The organism is Embleya sp. NPDC050154 (genome assembly GCF_044460165.1).
GTDB lineage: Bacteria > Actinomycetota > Actinomycetes > Streptomycetales > Streptomycetaceae > Embleya.
In genome coordinates this window covers 94,962-112,072 of the sequence record NZ_JBITJP010000033.1, presented here as the reverse complement: position 1 = coordinate 112,072, position 17,111 = coordinate 94,962, and the positions used below count along the sequence as shown (strand labels likewise).

General features: G+C 70.8%; 15 protein-coding genes. 6 read left to right on the top strand and 9 right to left on the bottom strand.

The window, feature by feature from the left end:
* Positions 1–33 precede the first annotated feature (33 nt).
* Positions 34–417, bottom strand: a complete 384-nt coding sequence (locus ACIBSV_RS44035) for a hypothetical protein (protein WP_395873122.1) — start codon at positions 415–417, stop codon at positions 34–36.
* Between the two features lie 1,068 nt (positions 418–1,485).
* Between ACIBSV_RS44035 and ACIBSV_RS44030 the strand changes: the two genes are divergently transcribed.
* Both ACIBSV_RS44030 and ACIBSV_RS44025 read left to right on the top strand, forming a co-directional pair.
* Entirely contained in the window at positions 1,486–2,607 is a 1,122-nt protein-coding gene (locus ACIBSV_RS44030) for a methyltransferase domain-containing protein (RefSeq protein WP_395873121.1), read from the top strand.
* Positions 2,490–3,647 (top strand): AraC family transcriptional regulator, encoded by a 1,158-nt coding sequence (locus ACIBSV_RS44025; RefSeq protein ID WP_395873120.1) that lies wholly within the window; start codon positions 2,490–2,492, stop codon positions 3,645–3,647. The genes ACIBSV_RS44030 and ACIBSV_RS44025 overlap by 118 nt, the downstream gene beginning before the upstream one ends.
* Positions 3,648–4,002: 355 nt before the next feature.
* Here the strand turns inward: ACIBSV_RS44025 and ACIBSV_RS44020 are convergent, their stop codons facing one another.
* From ACIBSV_RS44020 to ACIBSV_RS44010, 3 genes are all read right to left on the bottom strand, one after another.
* Positions 4,003–5,397 (bottom strand): hypothetical protein, encoded by a 1,395-nt coding sequence (locus tag ACIBSV_RS44020; protein WP_395873119.1) that lies wholly within the window; start codon positions 5,395–5,397, stop codon positions 4,003–4,005.
* Positions 5,398–5,641: 244 nt separating this feature from the next.
* Complete coding sequence (locus tag ACIBSV_RS44015; RefSeq protein WP_395873118.1) at positions 5,642–6,259, bottom strand: NAD(P)H-dependent oxidoreductase; 618 nt, start codon at positions 6,257–6,259, stop codon at positions 5,642–5,644.
* Between the two features lie 5 nt (positions 6,260–6,264).
* A complete protein-coding gene (locus tag ACIBSV_RS44010; RefSeq protein WP_395873117.1) occupies positions 6,265–6,882 on the bottom strand; it encodes a short chain dehydrogenase in 618 nt (205 codons plus the stop codon).
* A gap of 165 nt (positions 6,883–7,047) precedes the next feature.
* Between ACIBSV_RS44010 and ACIBSV_RS44005 the strand changes: the two genes are divergently transcribed.
* A complete protein-coding gene (locus tag ACIBSV_RS44005; protein ID WP_395873116.1) occupies positions 7,048–7,914 on the top strand; it encodes a helix-turn-helix transcriptional regulator in 867 nt (288 codons plus the stop codon).
* 374 nt (positions 7,915–8,288) lie between these two features.
* Here the strand turns inward: ACIBSV_RS44005 and ACIBSV_RS44000 are convergent, their stop codons facing one another.
* The gene (locus ACIBSV_RS44000) at positions 8,289–9,314 is read right to left on the bottom strand and encodes a LysR family transcriptional regulator (protein WP_395873115.1); all 1,026 of its coding nucleotides are present in this window, start codon (positions 9,312–9,314) and stop codon (positions 8,289–8,291) included.
* A gap of 293 nt (positions 9,315–9,607) precedes the next feature.
* On the opposite strand from ACIBSV_RS44000, the gene ACIBSV_RS43995 reads away from it, so the two are divergent.
* Positions 9,608–11,011 (top strand): MFS transporter, encoded by a 1,404-nt coding sequence (locus ACIBSV_RS43995; protein ID WP_395873114.1) that lies wholly within the window; start codon positions 9,608–9,610, stop codon positions 11,009–11,011.
* 32 nt (positions 11,012–11,043) lie between these two features.
* A complete protein-coding gene (locus tag ACIBSV_RS43990) occupies positions 11,044–11,556 on the top strand; it encodes a pyridoxamine 5'-phosphate oxidase family protein (RefSeq protein WP_395873113.1) in 513 nt (170 codons plus the stop codon).
* 128 nt (positions 11,557–11,684) lie between these two features.
* Here the strand turns inward: ACIBSV_RS43990 and ACIBSV_RS43985 are convergent, their stop codons facing one another.
* Positions 11,685–12,665 carry a hypothetical protein gene (locus ACIBSV_RS43985; protein WP_395873112.1) on the bottom strand — a complete coding sequence of 327 codons (981 nt, stop codon included), beginning with the start codon at positions 12,663–12,665 and terminating at the stop codon, positions 11,685–11,687.
* Positions 12,665–13,267 (bottom strand): RNA polymerase sigma factor, encoded by a 603-nt coding sequence (locus ACIBSV_RS43980; protein ID WP_395873111.1) that lies wholly within the window; start codon positions 13,265–13,267, stop codon positions 12,665–12,667. The genes ACIBSV_RS43985 and ACIBSV_RS43980 overlap by 1 nt, the downstream gene beginning before the upstream one ends.
* A 339-nt stretch (positions 13,268–13,606) precedes the next feature.
* Here ACIBSV_RS43980 and ACIBSV_RS43975 point away from each other — a divergent pair, with 339 nt between their 5' ends.
* Positions 13,607–13,792, top strand: coding sequence for a hypothetical protein (locus tag ACIBSV_RS43975; protein ID WP_395873109.1), 186 nt, complete (start codon positions 13,607–13,609; stop codon positions 13,790–13,792).
* 294 nt (positions 13,793–14,086) lie between these two features.
* Here ACIBSV_RS43975 and ACIBSV_RS43970 read toward each other — a convergent pair whose 3' ends face one another.
* Both ACIBSV_RS43970 and ACIBSV_RS43965 read right to left on the bottom strand, forming a co-directional pair.
* A complete protein-coding gene (locus ACIBSV_RS43970; protein WP_395873108.1) occupies positions 14,087–15,370 on the bottom strand; it encodes an Ig-like domain-containing protein in 1,284 nt (427 codons plus the stop codon).
* A gap of 1,052 nt (positions 15,371–16,422) precedes the next feature.
* Positions 16,423–16,554, bottom strand: coding sequence for a hypothetical protein (locus ACIBSV_RS43965; RefSeq protein ID WP_395873107.1), 132 nt, complete (start codon positions 16,552–16,554; stop codon positions 16,423–16,425).
* Positions 16,555–17,111 lie beyond the last annotated feature (557 nt).

Sequence of the window (17,111 nt, the reverse complement as noted above, 5' to 3'; positions counted from 1 at the left end):
TCTCGGGCGAAGCGGGGGCGGTGGTGTGGGCCGTCAACTCTTGTCCTTGGTCTGGAGAATGTAAGTGTCCTTGATCTTCACGTCGCCCACGCCGCGGCCCTCGGTGAACACGGTGCGCCAGTCGCCGCCGGTGAGGTGGAGTTCGTCCGTGCCCATCACCCGCACCACGGCAAGACCACCCTGGTGGGCCTTGAACGCCTTCACCCACAGGTTGGAGAACGCCTGGGAGCGGATGATGTGCATCCAGTCCGGGCGGTTGATCTCCCGGTTGTAGTTCGAACCACCCATCGTGGACACGAGTTTCGCGTACATCTGCTTCACGTAGTCCAACGTCACGTCGTCGCCCTCGGCGATCGCCGCGTCGCGGGCATCGCGCAACGCGGTCCGCAACCGCTCCAGGAGGTTCTCGGTCGCCACCGCCGTCCAGGACTCGTGGCCTGTGGTTCCCCGCACAGGGTGCCGTACGCGGGCGACGCGCACCGCAGCAGCAGCCGCAGGGTCGGGTCGGTGATCCACAGCGGGCCCGGCTCGTCCCGATCGCCGAGCGGATTCGGCAGGATGTCGTGGTCCCAGACCGGGGGTCGACGAGATAGATGCCGGCGCGGCGGCGTTTACGCCCTCGCGGTCCGTCGAAGTCGTCCGCCTCCGGGCCCGCGCGGTGTTCGAGCGGGCCGATCGGCAGGTGGGCCTTCAATGCGGACAGGTAGGCGGCGTTCATGTCCAGCGCGACGACCTCGTGATCGCCCGCCGGGAGGTGCTTGTTGCGCCACTTGGGGCGGGCCTCCCACACCGCGTCCGACTCCTCCTTGCTGCACTTGCGCAACAACTCCGGCAACGGCGGATACCACGTGTGCTCGTACCGCGAACCCGCCCGGGAGAGCCTGAGGAGTTCCATCACGTCCGGGATCGCCCGGCGGGCCAACGCCTCGCTCGCGACGGTGATGTCGCCTTCGGCCGAGGGCGTCGGCGGGGTGGGCGTCGAGGTGGCGTGGCGGCGCGGCGTGAGGCGCCGGTGGACCGGTGGGTGCTGCCCTTGGCTGCGGGCGGGTGCGGTCTGTGTGCGGAGGGGGCATCTGACGGTGCCGAGCAGCATGTCGAGACCGTCGGCATCGATGGTGGGGCGCGCGCGGTGAAGCTGGGTGTGGTTCTCGTCAATGCCCGCCAATGGCAGGCCGATTGGGCGGTGGGCGGGTCGAGCTGACCGGGCTTGGGATGCGCCGGGATAGCCGGGTGTCGGTGGCCGGGGCTGTTGCCGCATCGGGGGGCTTGCCGGTGGTGTGGGTCGCGGTTCGGTGTGTCTTCGGCGCGGATGTGGTGTTGCGTCATCATGGTGTCTCTCTGGGTGATCGAGGAGGCGTTCATGGGACAGCACGAGAAGCCGCCGCCGGATCCGTCGCAGGGCAATCCTCCGCCGGACAACTCCGACGGGCGCGTGCCCCCTCCCCGCCGTCGAACGGCCGGCACAAGAAGGACGAGTAGCCCGCTGTGGACCTGGTCGAGGCGCGGTCGCGATTGGCGGCCGAGATGGAACGGCGTGGCGACTGGCCTGTGCGCGCGCCGTGGATCCGGACCGCGGTGGAGGCCACGCCCCGGGACGCGTTCGCGCCCGATCGGCTGTGGCGCTGGGACGGCGCGGCGTATGTGCCGGTGGACCGGGCGGTCGACGAGGACGCGTGGGTGTCGTTGGTGTACGCCGGTCCGGACGACGCCGCGGTGACGCAGGTCGTCGACGCGGTGCCCACGTCGAGCCTGCCGTGCCAGGCGGCGGTGGTGGACATGCTCGACTCCCTGCTCCTGGAACCCGGACACCGGGTCCTGGAGTTGGGCACCGGGACCGGGTGGAACGCGGCCCTGCTCGCCCGGCGCGCCGGGACGGGCAACGTCGTCAGCGTCGAGGTCGATCCCGACCTGGCCGAGGCGGCCCGCAAGGCACTCGCCGCGGCGGGGGCGGACGTACGGGTCGAGGTCCGGGACGGCGCGGCCGGCCTCCCGGCGCAGCCGGCGTGGGATCGGGTGGTCTCGACGTACGCGGTCGAGCAGGTGCCGTGGGCGTGGATCGCGCACACCCGCCCCGGAGGCCGTCTGGTCACCCCGTGGGGGCGGCTGGGGCATGTCGCGTTGACCGTCGCCGACGACGGACGCTCGGCGAGCGGGTGGGTCCAGGGGCTCGCCACGTTCATGCCCGCCCGCGGCACCCCGGCCGAACCCCGATTCACCGACGTCCGCGGCGACACGGCGGCCGAGGACGAGCGCGGCGTGGTCCGGGACCTGGCGCCGTTGTGCGACGACGCGCACCTGCTGTTCGCGTTGCGCGTCGCGCTGCCCGAGGTACGCGTGCGTGCCGCGCGCGACGCCGACGGGGTCAACGCCTGGATCCACGACGGCGACGCCTCCTGGGCCGTGTATTCCGCATCGGCGGGCGTCGGAACCACGCTGTACCAGGGCGGAGCGCGGCGGCTGGGCGACGAACTGGAGGCGGCCTGGGACCGGTGGATCGCCGCCGGGGCCCCGGGACTGTACGACCACGGCATGACCGTCACACCCGACACCCAGTACGTGTGGGCCCACCACCCCGACACCGGGCCCCGGTGGCCGACGACCACCTGACCGCCCACACACCCCTCGACCACCACGCCGGGCAATCCGCCGAACGGTTCCGCCCGACTCACGACGACATCGCACGCGAGTGGCGCAGCGGTATACCGAGGCCCGTCGAGACTTCTGCAAGCCTCATCGTCCCAGCCCAGAAGGCACGTTCGCTCCCGCTGGACCGTCGAGCGCACCCTGGGCCGGCTCATGCGCCCGGGGCCGGGGCCAAGGCCGTCATGCTCAGCGGCGAAGCGAGCTTCGAGCCCGACCACGGCGAGCCGGTGCGGCTGCGCCCGGGCGACGTCGCCATCGTTCGCGGATCGGACCCCTACGTGATGAGCGACGACCCGGCGACCCCGCCGCAGGTCATCGTGCACCCCGGCCGGCGGTGCGTCACGCCCGAGGGCGTCGACCTGCGCAAGCGGATGGCGCTGGGGGCGCGCACATGGGGCAGCAACCCCGACGGGTCGGTGCAGATGGTGCTCGGCGTGTACGAGGAGGTCGGCGCCGTCGGCCGGCGCCTGCTCGACGTCTTGCCGCCACTGCTGGTCGTGTCCGACGACACCTGGGACTCGACGCTCATCCGGGTGCTGACCAAAGAGGTCGCCCAACAGGGGCCGGCCCAGAGCGTCGTGCTCGACCGCCTGCTCGACCTGCTGCTCATCTCGGGGTTGCGGGCCTGGTTCGACCGGCCCGAGACCGAGGCGCCGGCCTGGTACCGGGCACACACCCACCCGGTGGCAGGCGAGGCTCTTCGCCTGTTCCACGAGGATCCGACGAACGACTGGACGCCGGCGCGGGTCGCCGCCGAGATCGGCGTGTCACGGGCACCGCTGGCCGAGTGCTTCCGCCACACCGTCGGTACGCCGCCGATGACCTACCTGACCGAATGGCGCCTGGCTTTGGCCGCCGACCTGCTGCGCCAGTCCGATGCCACGCTGAACGCCATCGCCCGACGGGTCGGCTACGGCAGCGGGTTCGCCCTCAGCTCGGCGTTCAAGCGGGTGTACGGCATCAGCCCGCAGGAGCATCGCAGCGCCGCCGCGCCGGCGGGCTGATTGCGACGACGTCGTTGCGCGCACCCGGTGTACCTGTTTCACGAGTCGCAATCGCGCCCTTCACGTGTCGCAATCGCGCCGCATGCCGCCTTCACGTTCCGACACGTGCAGGCGATTCCCGCACCGGACCGGGAACAAGAGGGCGTCTGTATGGCCGACCTTGCCGACGAGGCGGGACAGGCGCTCTGTTCCGGTGTCGTACTCCAGGACGAGGGTGAGTGGCTTGGGAGTTGCTTTCACGCCAGGCCAGGAAGGCACGCGGACAAACGCAGGCGTACATCTGCGGCTCGGGCATCTCGCGTTCGCCGAGGCGGCGTTAGACGCCGGTGTCGGGTGGGCGTCGCCGGCCGCGGCATTACATCGATCGGCTCGGCTTCTTGTCCTGAAGGCCGCGGTGCTTGATCACCAGCGGTGGGGCGGGGCTGCGGATGGGCGCGTTCGGCGGCGCCGACCTCACGCGTGCCGAGGTCTTGTGCTTGGTGTGTGGGGTGGGCTTGTGGGCGGGCGTCAGTCCCGTCGATGCCAGCCTTGCGATGTCGGAATCGCGTACCGCGGACGGCTGGGGTTGCGGGGAGCGTGCTGGCGACGCGCTTGCGAGTTCGGGCGGCAGTGTGGGTTCCTGGCCCTGGAGGTTCAGGGCCGCACGGACGTCGCGTGTGCGTGCTCGGCCGAGCCAGATCGACAAGGTTGCTCCCGGCCCGGGCTCGAAGGGGCGTACCGCCGCCTGCAGGCGGTCGTAGACGAGGCGGCTGATCGGTTCGGCGTTCGGCCCGTTCATGATCGCGTCGGTGCCCAGGACGGCGACCAACTCGTCCAGGGTGGTGGCCGCGTACTCCCCCACGACACTGACGTAGTCGGCCTTGGTCAGCCGTTCCGCGGGTTTGCCCACGCGCAGGGCGACGGCCGCGCGGACGTCGTCGCTCAGCGAGTTCGGGTAGCCCGGAATCACCCCTGCCTTGCGCCATTCCGGGTGCGCCATCGTCTTCTCGACGACGTGCAGGTACTCGTGGACACCCGTCGGCGTGGGCAGGCTCGCGCCCATCCCGAGCAGGAGAGAACCCCGGTCGGTCGCGCGGAGGTCGGCGTACGTCTCCCGTTGCTTGGCCGGCCTCTTGGAGAGGAAGGCGGCGGTGTCGACCTTGATCTCGGCCTGTGCGTATGCGAAGAACCTACGCCCGAGTTCATCGGGGTGGGTGATGTAGATCTGGGGCGAGGTCAGGGCCGACACCTGCGTCGCACCGCCCACCGCCTCCAGGGACAGCCGACTCAACGCTGTCCCGACGATTCTCTCCACTGGCGCGTCCGGGAAGTGCTGCGCCCCGAGCAGCAAGCCGTCCGCGAAGTGGCGAGCGCCTTCGACATCGGCGCTTCCCAAGTTCACGGGGACATGGGGTTCGTACTCGTACACCTCGGCCAGACCGCGCTGAGCCTGCGCCAACTCGCTGCCGAGCACGTCTTCGACCTCGAAGAGGTCTCGCGCGGCGGCCAGCCCGGGATGGCGGACCGGGAACGGATCGACCGGTACGCCGGACCGCCAGATGAGATGCCGGAGGAGACGGTCGGATCGACCGTACCCCGGCGGCGCGGACAAGCCCGTTTCCTTCGAACCCGATTCCTTCGAACCCGATTCCTTCGGCTCCATCGCCGACGACTCCATCGGTGGGGCGGTCTCTGCGCGATCAGCCGGAATGGACATCGCATCGACACGCTTGCATTGCGCCGCGTCGGTTTCGTTGGCGGCGAGCAGCACGCTAGGGCATCCGTCGATCCCCAGAACAGGGCTCTGGTGCACCATTTCCCGCTGCTCACAGGGCACTTGTGCACCATCGCCCGGCACACCCCATGTCCCCGCCCGGCGCTCCCGCGTCCCCTCCCGCCGTGCTCCGGCTACGTCTTCGACTCCGGCCAACGACAGGCACTGTGATGGTCGGTGTCCCGAGACTGTCGGCACTGACTGGCGCCGCTGCCGGCTGGGCCGGGCCAGGCCGGCGGCGTCAGCGGGATCGAGACGGCACGGCACCCTGCACCCGCCGCACAGCCGGCGCGGCCGAATCGGCGCGAGAGTGTCGGGCCGACACCCCTGCCGGCACCCTTCCCTTCAGCAATGCCCGGTAGCGTCCCGCGAGTTCGGCAAGGTCGCCGTCGTCCAGTACCCGCGTGCCGTGCACCACGAAGGGGTCCTCGTAGCGCATCCCGACGAGGTTCGCGGTCGCGTCGAACGGCCGCAGCAGGTCGGTCACCGGGAATCGGTTGAGCCCGCCGGGGCGGTACAGGTCCTCGCCTCCGCCGGTCGTGGTCGCGACGCGCAATGACTTGCCGTGCAGGGCCGTGCCGCCGGCGCCGTACGCGAAACCGTAGGCGAGCACGTCGTCCGACCACTGCTTGAGCAGCGCGGGCGAGGAGTACCAGTGGAACGGGAACTGCAACACGATCCGGTCGTGGGCAAGCAGCAGTTCCCGCTCGTGGTCCGCGTCGACGCGCAAGTCGGCGTAGGCCGCGTACAGGTCGTGCACGGTCACGTCGGGCAGGTCGCGGATGGCGTCGGAAAGCGCGGCGTTGATGCGCGAGTTCGCGAGGTCGGGGTGGGCCAGGACGACGAGGGTGTCAGGCATGGTGGTCACAGTCCGATCGGGGTGGTGGTGATAGCGGTGGTGGGGTCGATGACGAGGCCGTGGGCACTGCCCTCGACGACGGCCGTATAGGCGCGGGCGACATCGGCGGCCGGTATGCCGGGCGAAGGGTCCATACCGAGCATCGCGAGGGACTCGCTGAGCCAGCCGGGGCTGACGATGTTGAGCCTGATGCCGCGCGTCATCTCGGTCGCGGCGGCGAGCACGAACGCCTCCAGGCCGGCGTTGACCAGGTACCCGGTGCTCGATCCGGGAATCGGCTCGGTGAAGCGCCCACTGGTCAGGGTGATCGAACCCCCGTCGCGGATGCGATGGACGGCCCGCCGTACGAGATCGACCTGGCCGATCAGCTTGCCGCTCAGGCCCGTCCAGTAGTCGACGTCGTCGCCGTCGTGCAACCGGGTCAGGGCGCCGCTCGCGGCGGCGCACACCACGGCGTCGAAGGCGCCGACTTCGTCGAACATCGCGTCCAGCGAGGCCCGGTCGGTCAGGTCGGCGCGTACCGGCCCGCGCCGACCGACCCGGACCACGTCGTGTCGCGTTTCGAGTCCGGCGGCGATGGCGCTGCCGAGGGTGCCGCCGGCACCGATCACGATCACTCTCATGTGCTCTGAACCCCTTGCCCGTCGTTCGTGGCGGTCGTTGTTGCGTCGGAGACCAGACTGCGTGCGGATCGGCGGGGCAGCCGGCCCCGTGTCGGGGGTACCTCCCCGGTGCCTACACCTGGCAGGTGCAGGCACGGCCGCCGCGTCACGGGCACAATCGAGGGCATGGACACGCATGTGGAGCTGGGTGAATTCCTGCGTTCGCGAAGGGCCGTGCTCTCCCCCGAGGAGGCCGGACTGCCGACGTTCGGCGGGCGCCGACGCGTCCCGGGCCTGCGCCGCGAGGAGTTGGCCCAGCTCGCCGGCGTCAGCGCCGGGTACTACACGCGCCTGGAGCAGGGCCAGAGCCCGAACGCGTCGGACGCCGTCCTCGACGCGATCGCACGCGTGCTACGCCTGGACGACGTCGAGCGCTCGCACCTGTACACGCTGGCCCGGCCGGCCGCCAAGCCGCGCCGGCGTGCGGTCAGGCCCGAACAGGTGCGGCCCACGGTCGGCGTCATGATCGACGCGTTCGCGCAGGTACCGGCCCTGGTGATGGGTCGCTTCCTGGACGTACTCGCGTGGAACCCGATGGCACACGCGTTGATCGCCGGACACGTGGACTTCACCGCGCCGACCCGGCCGGCGGATCGCCCCAACATCGCCAGATTGCTCTTCCTGGACCCGCACGCTCGGGAGCTGTACGGGGACTGGACCCGCAAGGCGCGCTCGACCGTCGCCGACCTGCGACTCATCTCGGGCCGCTATCCCGGGGACCCGAGGTTGGCCGCACTCGTGGGCGAACTCACGCTTTCCAGCTCGGAGTTCGCGAAGTTGTGGGCCGCCCACACGGTCGGGGACTGTGGCACGAACACGCGCGACTACCATCACCCGGTCGTGGGCACGATGCAGCTCACCATCGAGTTCATGGCCCTGCCCGACGAGGGTCAGCGCGTCGCCGTCTTCACGGCCGCGCCGGATTCGCCCTCGGCGGCGGCCCTGTCGCTGTTGACCGACATCGTCGCGGACACCGCGTCGGGCAGGGCCTGACGGCGTCGTTCACGTCCCGCGGCCCTCGCGGGGAACAGCGCGGGTCGCGCCGCGGGGTGGGTGCGGCGGCCGGGACGGGTAGTGGGCCGAAACCACACCCATGAGGGAAATCAGGATCGTTTGACGGAGTGGAACATCCAGTGGTCCGCCTCGTCGTCCGCTGACGAGGCGTCGTCGACACCCATCGCCATTGCCGCTGCCCATGATGTGCGCTGCGATCGGTGTGCACGGCCGCCGGCCGCGTGCGCGGTCTCGTGTCCACGGCCGGCCATGTGCGCGGTCTCGCGTACCCAGCTCGCGTACCCACTCTCGCGGGCCCGCGCAGCGCCGGGCCACCGGCTCGACCCGCAGCTTCGCGCGTGCCGATGCCTCCGTCACACGTTCGCCGGCGTCGTCGGCGCCGGTACGCCGCCCCCGGTCGCCCGGGCACGCGTGCCCGTGCCCGGCCCCGTGCTCGTCGCGCCCCTGCCCGCGCTCCCGGTCGTACCGCCGCCCGACGCCGGTGCTCCGGCTCCCTCGCGTGCCGCGTTCCGGATCGCCTGCGCGAAGACGCGCATCGCCTCCGTGTTCTCCTCGCTGCGCCAGACCAGGCCGTAGTCGACCGGCTCGGCGTCCAGGAACGGCACATACGTGACCCCGGGTCGCGCGAAGTACGCGGAGGCGTGTGCGGGCGACAGCAGAGCCCCGCGTCCGGCCGCCACCATCATCAGCGCTTCCTGCATGTTGGTGACCGAAGGACCGCGCCCGATCGCCCGACCACCGGGTGTGTGCGTCGGCGCGTGGAACTCGCGTACATGGTCGGGGAGTTCGCCGGCGATGGTGAGCAGCGGCAGGTCGGCCAGGTCCTCGAAGACGACTGCGGCGTGGGCCGCGAGCGGGTGATCGCTCGCGATCGCCAGCGTGCGTCCTTCGCGGAGCAGGGTGGGACCGTGGGCGAGGTCGGTCTCGCGTACCGGCAGTTCCGCGACCTGTACGTCGAACTCCCCGTTGCGCAGCTGCCCGTACGGATCGGCGAGCGGCACTTCGCAGATCTCCACCGCCAGTTCGGGGTGTGCGCTCCGGAGCAACTCGGCGGCCCGGAGCACGATCTCGCCGGTGAGCGGCGTGGAGAACCCGACGTGCAGCACCGCGTCGATGCCGCGCGCGGTGGTCTGGGCCCGTTCGACGGCCGCTGCCAGCGCGAGGTGGAGTGGGGCCACGTCGTCGCGCAGTTGGCGTCCGATCGCGGTCAGCCCGACCCGGCGGCTCGTGCGCACGAACAGCGGAGCCCCGACGTGCCGTTCCAGACGGTTCACGAGCTGGCTCACGCGTGAGCGCGACAGGCGCATGCGGTCCGCCGTCCGGCCGAAGTGGAGTTCTTCGGCCAGGATCAAAAAGGTCTCCAGTTCATCGCGTTCCATGGGGCCCTCACGGCGGTCGATCGGATCATGCAGTCGGACTGCATGAACGGTGAGATCTTCGCCGTTGTTCCGCCCCGGCGTCCGGAACGAAGGTGGTGACATCCCGATCACCCCCTCGCCCCGGAGGCGTTTCCGATATGTCCCCAGAAAATTCCGACACAAATAGCACAAGCAGCGCAAGCAGCACAGGTACGCGCGACGCCACGGACGGTGTAGGCGGCCTCGGCGCGCGCAGCTGGGGCGTACTGCTCGTCCTGTGCGGCGCGATCTTCCTCGAGGGCATCGATGTGGCCATGCTCAATGTCGCCCTGCCGTCGATCCGCGCCGACCTGGGCATGTCCACCGGCGAGTTGCAGTGGGTGATGAGTGCCTACGTCCTCGGCTACGGCGGCTTCATGCTCCTCGGCGGGCGGGCGGCCGACCTCTTCGGACGGCGGCAGATGTTCGTCTTCTGGCTCGTCGTCTTCCTGCTCTTCTCCGGCCTCGGCGGCTTCGCCACGCAGGGCTGGATGCTGATCGTCGCCCGTTTCGTGACCGGTGTCGCCGCCGCGTTCATGACCCCGGCGGGTCTGTCCATCATCACCACGAGCTTCGCGGAGGGCCCGCAGCGCAACCGCGCCCTGCTCATCTACTCGGGAACCGCCGCCGGCGGGTTCTCGATCGGCCTCGTCGCGGGCGGCCTGCTGACCTCGGCAGGCTGGCGCTGGGTGTTCTTCGCTCCGGTAGTCCTGTCCGCGCTCATTTTGGTCGCGGCGCTCGCGGTGGTCCCGAAGTCGCCACGTCCGGAGCGCACGGGCGAGGGCTTCGACATCCTCGGCGGCCTGACCGTCACCGGCGCCATCGTGCTCATCGTCCTCGGGGTCGAACGCGCGGCCCACGCCACCCTCGTCCAGACACTCGCCACCGTCGGCGGCGGTCTGCTGCTCATGGCGGCCTTCGTCGTCATCGAACGCCGTTCGGCCGCGCCTCTGGTACGCCTGGGCATCCTGCGCAACGGCGCACTGCTCCGCGCCAACCTGTCCGGGCTGCTGTTCGCGGGCGGCTTCTTCGGTTTCCAGTTCATCGTCGTGCTGTACCTGCAGGAGTTGCGCGGCTGGTCGACGCTGGAGACCAGCTTCGCGATGATCGTCATCGGCATTGACGCCATCCTGTCGCCGCTCCTCACCCCCAAGCTGGTCGAGCGCTTCGGCAACGCCCGGGTGATCTTCGGCGGGCTGGTGCTCGCGTCCGCGGCGTACGCGCTGTTCCTGCCGGTCGGCTCCGACTGGACGTACCTCGCGATGCTGCCGAGCCTCGTACTCCTCGGCCTGGCCTTCGCCCTGTCGTACGGGCCGCTCACCATCGCCGCCACGGAAGGCGTCGACGAGGAGGAACAGGGTCTCGCCGGCGGGCTGCTCTACACCTCGTTCCAGTTCGGCTCGGCACTGGGGCTGTCCGCCGTGACCGCCGTCAACATCGCGGCCACAGACGCCGGTTCGGCCTCCGGTCAACTCGACGGCTACCGTGCCGCGCTCGTCGTCCCGTTCGCGGCGGCCGCCATCGCCGCGGTGATCGGGGCGTTCGGACTGCGCTCGGGGTCGACGGCGGTCGGCGGGAGTGGCGACGACGACACCGATGCGCCCGGCGCGGTGACCCGGATCCCTACGCCGACCTCGGCACGGACCAAGAACAACACCGACGTACCCGTCGCGCGCTGAGCAGCACCGACCCACAACCTCGGGAGCCCACCATGGCCACCAAAGTCAGCGACTTCGCCGACATCCAGGACACGTTCTTCTCCTACATCCGCGAGATCAAGTACGCCACGATGATCACCGTCGACAAGCGACACCGCCCGCGCGCACGCATCCTCTTCCCCATCTGGGAGGTCGTCGACGGCGCCCTGCGCGGGTGGCTCGCGGTCTACAAGACCCCGGTGAAGGCCGCCCACCTGGCCGACAACCCACACACCACCTACTCCTACTGGAGCCCCCGCCAGAACGCCGTCTTCGTCGACAGCGTCTCCACCTGGGCCGAGGACCGCGAATCTCGCTCGTACGCCTGGAACCTGTACGTCAAGGGCAGCCCGCCCGGCGTCGGCTACGACCCCGCCCGCTACTGGCAGGCCGGACCCGACGACCCCGACTACCACGTACTCCGCATCGACCCCTGGCGCATCCAACTCGTCCGAGGCACCGATCTCCGCGACACCCTGTGGCAGCCCCTCCGCACGCCCGCCGAGTCGGGGGCCTCCCCACACTGAACAGGCTCGCCCAACCGTGCCCTGGTCGACCCCGCCCGCATGAGTGGGGCCGACCAGGGCGCATGGCGGCAAAAGCCTGCCTTCTCCGGTCGGCATCCGCCGGTCGGAATCAGGTCGGCCGGATGCGCTCATCGGGCGCCGGCGGTCCAGGGCAGGGCCGGGCGGCACGTGGCGGGATCGGGTTCGGCGCGGCCTTGGTAGTCGAGCAACCGGCCGTCGGGGGTGCGGACACATTCCGCCGATCCCGGCTTCGGGACGTCTCGAGCGGAGTCCCAGATCAGCTTGCCGGCGTCGTCGTAGCCGCGGATCCGGGGATACTGGCCGGCCGGAAACGCCTCGGCGGCGTCGCGCGTGTACCCGACGGTCTCCGCCGCGTACCAGACGCCGCCCGCCATGATCGCCTGGTGCTCGCCGGTGCCCCGGTCCATGGTGATCCGCGCCACGGGGGCGTTGTACCGGCCCGCGGAGTAATCGGTCCAGCTCGAACCGGACTTGGTGCCGCCACTGTGGTCCACCTGGACGGTCCCGGTGAGCAGTTCGAAATCACTCCGAATCCGGAGTGCCGTGGGCAGGTTCGAGCCCGAACACTGCAACGCGTTGTGTCCGGCCGGGTCGACCGCGATCGCATAGATGTTTCCGGGGTCGGCCGGCCGCGGGCTGCGCACCGCGAAGTAGGCCCGGTACCCGCTCGCGGCCGCAGGGTCGAGCCGGTCGGCGGCGCATGCGGCGACGAATCGGGCGGCGATGTCGTCGGACACCGCGACCTCCGCCGGTACCGGCACCTGCTTGAGCGGCAGCGGGCGGTCCCCGGCGGAGGGCGCGGGGGTGGGCACAGACCCCGAGTCGGCCGGCCCCGGGACCCGGATGGCCCCGTCGTCGTCGCCGGAGATCCCGAGCAGGACCCCGGTGACCAGGCCCGCCACTGCCGCCGCCGCGGCCAATGGGAGCAGCACCCGGCGTGGCGGTGTCAGTCGGCCCAGGGTCCGCAGGCGGATGGTGGGCAGTGCCGGTGCCGGGGAGTCGGCGTGGGGCAGGAGGGCGAGCAACTCGGTTCGGCGGGCGGCGCTGTGCGGCAGGTCGCGCTCGGGCGGGATCGGGTTCGAGGGCATCACGAGGTCTCCTCGGCGATGACGCGGCGGTCGGGGGAGGACGGTGCGTATTCGCGCAGGTCGTCGCCGAGTCGGCGGCGCGCGCGGTGCAGGCGCGATTTGACGGTGCCCACGGCCACGCCCAGCGCGGTGGCGGCGGCCTGTTGGTCCAGTTCGCTCCATACGCACAGTTCGATCACCTCGCGTTCGTGCGCGGGCAGGCGGCCGACGGAGGTGCGCAGCGCGACCAGGGCGCGTTGCTCGTCGATGCGATCGGCGACGTCCTGGGCGTGGTCGGGGACCGGGGAGGGGGTGGGCAGGCGTTCCTTGAGCGCCTGGTAGCGCCGACGGGCCCGGCCGCCGTTGGCGGCGGTGTTGCGAGCGATGCCCAGCAGCCACGGCAGTGCGCTGTCCCGGTCCAGGGTGACGGCGCTTCGATGGCGCCAGGCGTCCAGGAAGACCGCCGAGGTCAGGTCCTCGGCCTCGGCCCAGGAGGCGGTGCGGCGGGACAGGAAGTTGTAGACCGCGCGGGAGTGCCGGTCGAAGATGGTCCCGAACGCCTCGGGTTCACCTGCGCACGCCCTCTCCCACAACTCGCGGTCGGATATCGGGGTGATGGTCACACCCTGTCTTGTCCGGCGGGCCACTGCGGGTTCCCGGCGGCCGGTGCTCACCGCTTCTCCCGTCGCTTTCGGCGGACCGGGAGACATCGAGGCGTTCCCGGACCCGTTGCGTGCCCGGCGGGCCGCGACGATGAACCATTTGCGGGAGGCGCAGTCTTGGGCGACTCCGGATTCTTGATCCTGACACGCACGGGCGGTGGGATTCGGTCTCCGCGGCTACGACAACGATCAGGTCACCGGGGACCGGGCGCCGGCGGCGATGCTGCGCGCCGGGCGGCGGCCCCGTCTACATCCCTACGGACCGAGAGGGCGGGGAGGGGCGGCTCCGTCCTCGACGGCATGCACTGCGGCGGACAGGCGGTGTTGTTCCTGGTCGACAACACCCCCACGCCCACCGCGAAGATGGAGGACGACCTCGACCGGATCGCGCCCGAACCAGCTTCCATCCCTTGCCCCCCGGACGCGGCGACCACCGACGGATCACCGGACCGGGAACGGGAATGCCCCGCGTCGAGGCGCGACTGATTCCGAGTCCTCGCCGAACGTCGACGAACCAGCGACGGACGGTCGCCGGCGGGACCGCGTTTCGCCTCCGATCCGGACGATGCAGATCTCTCGCACGAGGCGATCCACCTCTCGCTCTACGACCCGTGCCGCCCTACATCTATCGATCGCACGCTCACGCGGAACCCGCGGACCGCACGGCCCGTGCGCCGGCCGGCTTCGTCGTTCGTCGGCGCCGCCGCGTTCCGGGTCGACGGCGCCATCGCGGGCGCCGACGTCACCCCGATGTGGCGCCCGTGTGCCGGCCGGGCGTGGTCAGGCCTTGATCCACTGGGCCCAGGTCAGCGTCCAGCCGCTCCAGCCGTTGTCCGCGTCGATCACCTTCTCCGGCGAGTTGATCACCTCGACCACGTCGCCGACCAGCGAGTTCGCGTAGAACCAGGCGCCCGGTTTGGTGGCGTCGCCGCCACCGACGACATCCTCCAGGCCGACACAGCCGTGGCTGGTGTTCAGCCGGCCGAACGGGGGGTTCGCCTTGTCCTTGAACCAGTGGTTGCCGTGCACGTAGGTGCCGCTCGTGCTCAGCCGCATGCTGTGCGGGACGTCGGGGATGTCGTACGAATCGGGGCCCAGGCCCACGCTCTGCCCGTACATCCGGATCGTGCCCTCCTTGGCCATGATCAGCATCCTGCCGTTGTAGGTGGTGAATTCGTCGCTGCCCAGACTGGCCGGCAGCTTCTTGAGCAACGCGCCGTCGCGGGTGACAGTGAGGGTGTGGGCCTTGCTGTCCGCGACGCTGGTCTGCGCCCGGCCGATGGTGAAGGTGACGGTCTTCTTCTGCTTGCCGTAGACACCCGGGGAGGTCTGCTTGCCGTCCAGGTCCAGATGGAGGGTGACCTTGGTGCCGGGCTGCCAGTACTTCTCCGGGCGGAAGTCCAGTCGCGTGTCCTTGAACCAGTGGCCCTTGACCTCGACCGCGGGCTCCGAGGTGACCGTCACCGACCGGTTCACCAGTGCCTTGTCGGTGACCGCGGTACCGAAGGTCAGCGACACGATCATGCCGACGCCGTAGGTTTCGTTCGCATCGATGTTGAAGTAGCCGTAGTTGGTGTTCGCCGGGGTGAGCGTGGTGAACGAGGACTGCATCGCCGACACCAGCCCGGCTGCGTCCGTGGCGGTCGCGGACACCGCGTACTTCATCCCGGTCTGCAGCGCCGCCGCCGGTGCCCAACTGGCCCCGTCCGGTGCGATGGTGCCCTCGACGGTCTTGCCCTCGGAGGTCTTCACGGCGACCTCCGTCAGCTTCCCGGCGGTCGCGGTGACCTTGAGAGCCCCTTCGGTGGCCACTCCCGTCGCACCGTCCTGCGGGGTGATCGCGACCACCGCCTTGGACATCTTCGGCGCGTCGCCACCGGGGTCCTTGGCCTGGGCGGCGGGCTTGCCGTCGCCGGGGCCCTTGCCGCCCCTGTCGTCCTTCGAGTCGCCTCCGCTGCACGCACCTGCGCCCAGCAGGGCGACGCACAGCGCCAGCGCCGGCAGCACCCGGCGGGCACGCCGCACGGGAGACCTCCCCGGGCTCTCTCGGGTGGTGTTCGGCATGCGCTCTCCTCGGTTGTGGTTCCCGAGGAGATGACGATCTCGGCCACCGAACACGTCACGAGCCCCCGGCATGACATGTGTCACGGATCGCATCGGAACCGGCACGCCCGAACGACCGTGTCGGTAAAAGCGATTCGACGCCCGGGCCACTCCGGCAGATGACGCGCCTGAAGAATCCCGTGCTGGTCGAGGATCCCGACAGCGGCGGCACCCGGCGGATCCACCCGGTGGTGCGCGACTGGCTGCTCGACGCTCACACCGCCAGGATGGCGAACTGCCGCCCACCCTCCGGATCCTGCCCGCCCTGCACCGCGCCGCGCCGCCGCCGAGTACCACGGGGTCCCGACCGAGGGCGGCTTCTCCCCTCGGACCATCCAGCACCGCTTCGCCCTCGGTGACGATCGCCACGTGGCCACCTGGAGCCGGCACCTCGCCCACGCCCTGACAACCGAGCCACCCGACACCGCCCGGACTCGCCACACATCGCTGTCATCGGACTCCCCCGCCCCGCCGTACACGGGCTCGGGCCGTACGACGCACCCGACGGCCGCTGTCTCACCCGGCTCTGTTCACCCGGGCGGACCACGCCGATCGAAGAGCAAGGTGGAAGAACCCGCCCATCCCGCGGTGGCGTTCCGCCGGCGCACCCGGGCCTCGACACCATCGTCCCTCACAGCGAACGCACCGAAGCAGCCCGCCAGAAGGCCTTGGCCGGCGAATACCGCGACGCCGCACGAACAACCTTGTTCGGGGAACTCCGACAGGCACGCCCACGACAGCGGCCTCGTCCGCTCCGCCCTCGAACAAGCCCTGCGCCTACACCAGACCACCAGCGACCGGTTGGACCGAGGCATCACACCGGACGTGCTCGCCGAAACCGCACGGAACGGGGCCGTCTCGGCGAGGCGCGCCGCCTGGGCAACGAAGCCCTCCGGCCCCCACCCTGTTCCGAATCCGCCACCGAGCACGACGGCGAGAAGGGTAACCACGGAGTCCACGTGGAGACGCCGGCGGGGAGCAGGACCGGCTTCGTCCCTCCGCCGCGCGAATCATCAACGCAGGACGCCGGCCCAGTGGTCCAGGACCGAGGGAAGCTCCTTGGCGTCCACCCATGCCCGGAACAGTTGGTCGCCCCGCTGTTTCGGAGCTCCGGTGTGCACGGAGACGATCACACGGTCGTGCATGAGCGCATCCTCTCTGCACCTGTGGTCCTCCGTCCACACGGACACGTACCCCTGGCGGTACATCAGCGGTCCGATCTCGTGCATCTCCCCGACCCCGGAGCCTCCATTTACGTCCATGTAAGGGACTCTATGCCCCGGGCGCGACCCTCTCCCCCGGATCGTCGCGGCGGGCGTCCCGAGGATCCGGAAACCTGGTACGAGATCGATCGTCCACCGTCCCTGGCACGCGGGCACACACCCGCAGGACTCGCTGCACAATGCCGATCGGCGCGAGCAGGCCGACAGTTGCGGCCACAGCCGCTTCGCAATCAGAGCCCACGCCCTGCGACCCGCATGCGCCGATGTCCAGTCCGGTGTGCGGGCCCCGATGAGCGGCGCGAGGGTCTGCGGCACGTCCTACACGCGGCATCCGAGGAGGCCCGCGAGATCGGCCTCCTCGGCCGTGGGGGGGGGGGGGGCGGGGGGGGGGGGCGGCGGCCCCGGGGGGGGGGGGGCGGCGGGGGCGGGCCGCCCCCGCCCCCCCCCCGCCGGCGGGGCGGGCGGGCGGGGGCGGGCGC

Coding starts and splice junctions, on each gene's coding strand:
- ACIBSV_RS44015 (WP_395873118.1), bottom strand. CDS start 6,259: ATGCCTGACACCCTCGTCGTCCTGGCCCACCCCGACCTCGCGAACTCG.
- ACIBSV_RS44010 (WP_395873117.1), bottom strand. CDS start 6,882: ATGAGAGTGATCGTGATCGGTGCCGGCGGCACCCTCGGCAGCGCCATC.
- ACIBSV_RS44005 (WP_395873116.1), top strand. CDS start 7,048: ATGGACACGCATGTGGAGCTGGGTGAATTCCTGCGTTCGCGAAGGGCC.
- ACIBSV_RS44000 (WP_395873115.1), bottom strand. CDS start 9,314: ATGGAACGCGATGAACTGGAGACCTTTTTGATCCTGGCCGAAGAACTC.
- ACIBSV_RS43995 (WP_395873114.1), top strand. CDS start 9,608: ATGCTCAATGTCGCCCTGCCGTCGATCCGCGCCGACCTGGGCATGTCC.
- ACIBSV_RS43990 (WP_395873113.1), top strand. CDS start 11,044: ATGGCCACCAAAGTCAGCGACTTCGCCGACATCCAGGACACGTTCTTC.
- ACIBSV_RS43985 (WP_395873112.1), bottom strand. CDS start 12,665: ATGCCCTCGAACCCGATCCCGCCCGAGCGCGACCTGCCGCACAGCGCC.
- ACIBSV_RS43975 (WP_395873109.1), top strand. CDS start 13,607: ATGCACTGCGGCGGACAGGCGGTGTTGTTCCTGGTCGACAACACCCCC.
- ACIBSV_RS43970 (WP_395873108.1), bottom strand. CDS start 15,370: ATGCCGAACACCACCCGAGAGAGCCCGGGGAGGTCTCCCGTGCGGCGT.
- ACIBSV_RS43965 (WP_395873107.1), bottom strand. CDS start 16,554: ATGCACGACCGTGTGATCGTCTCCGTGCACACCGGAGCTCCGAAACAG.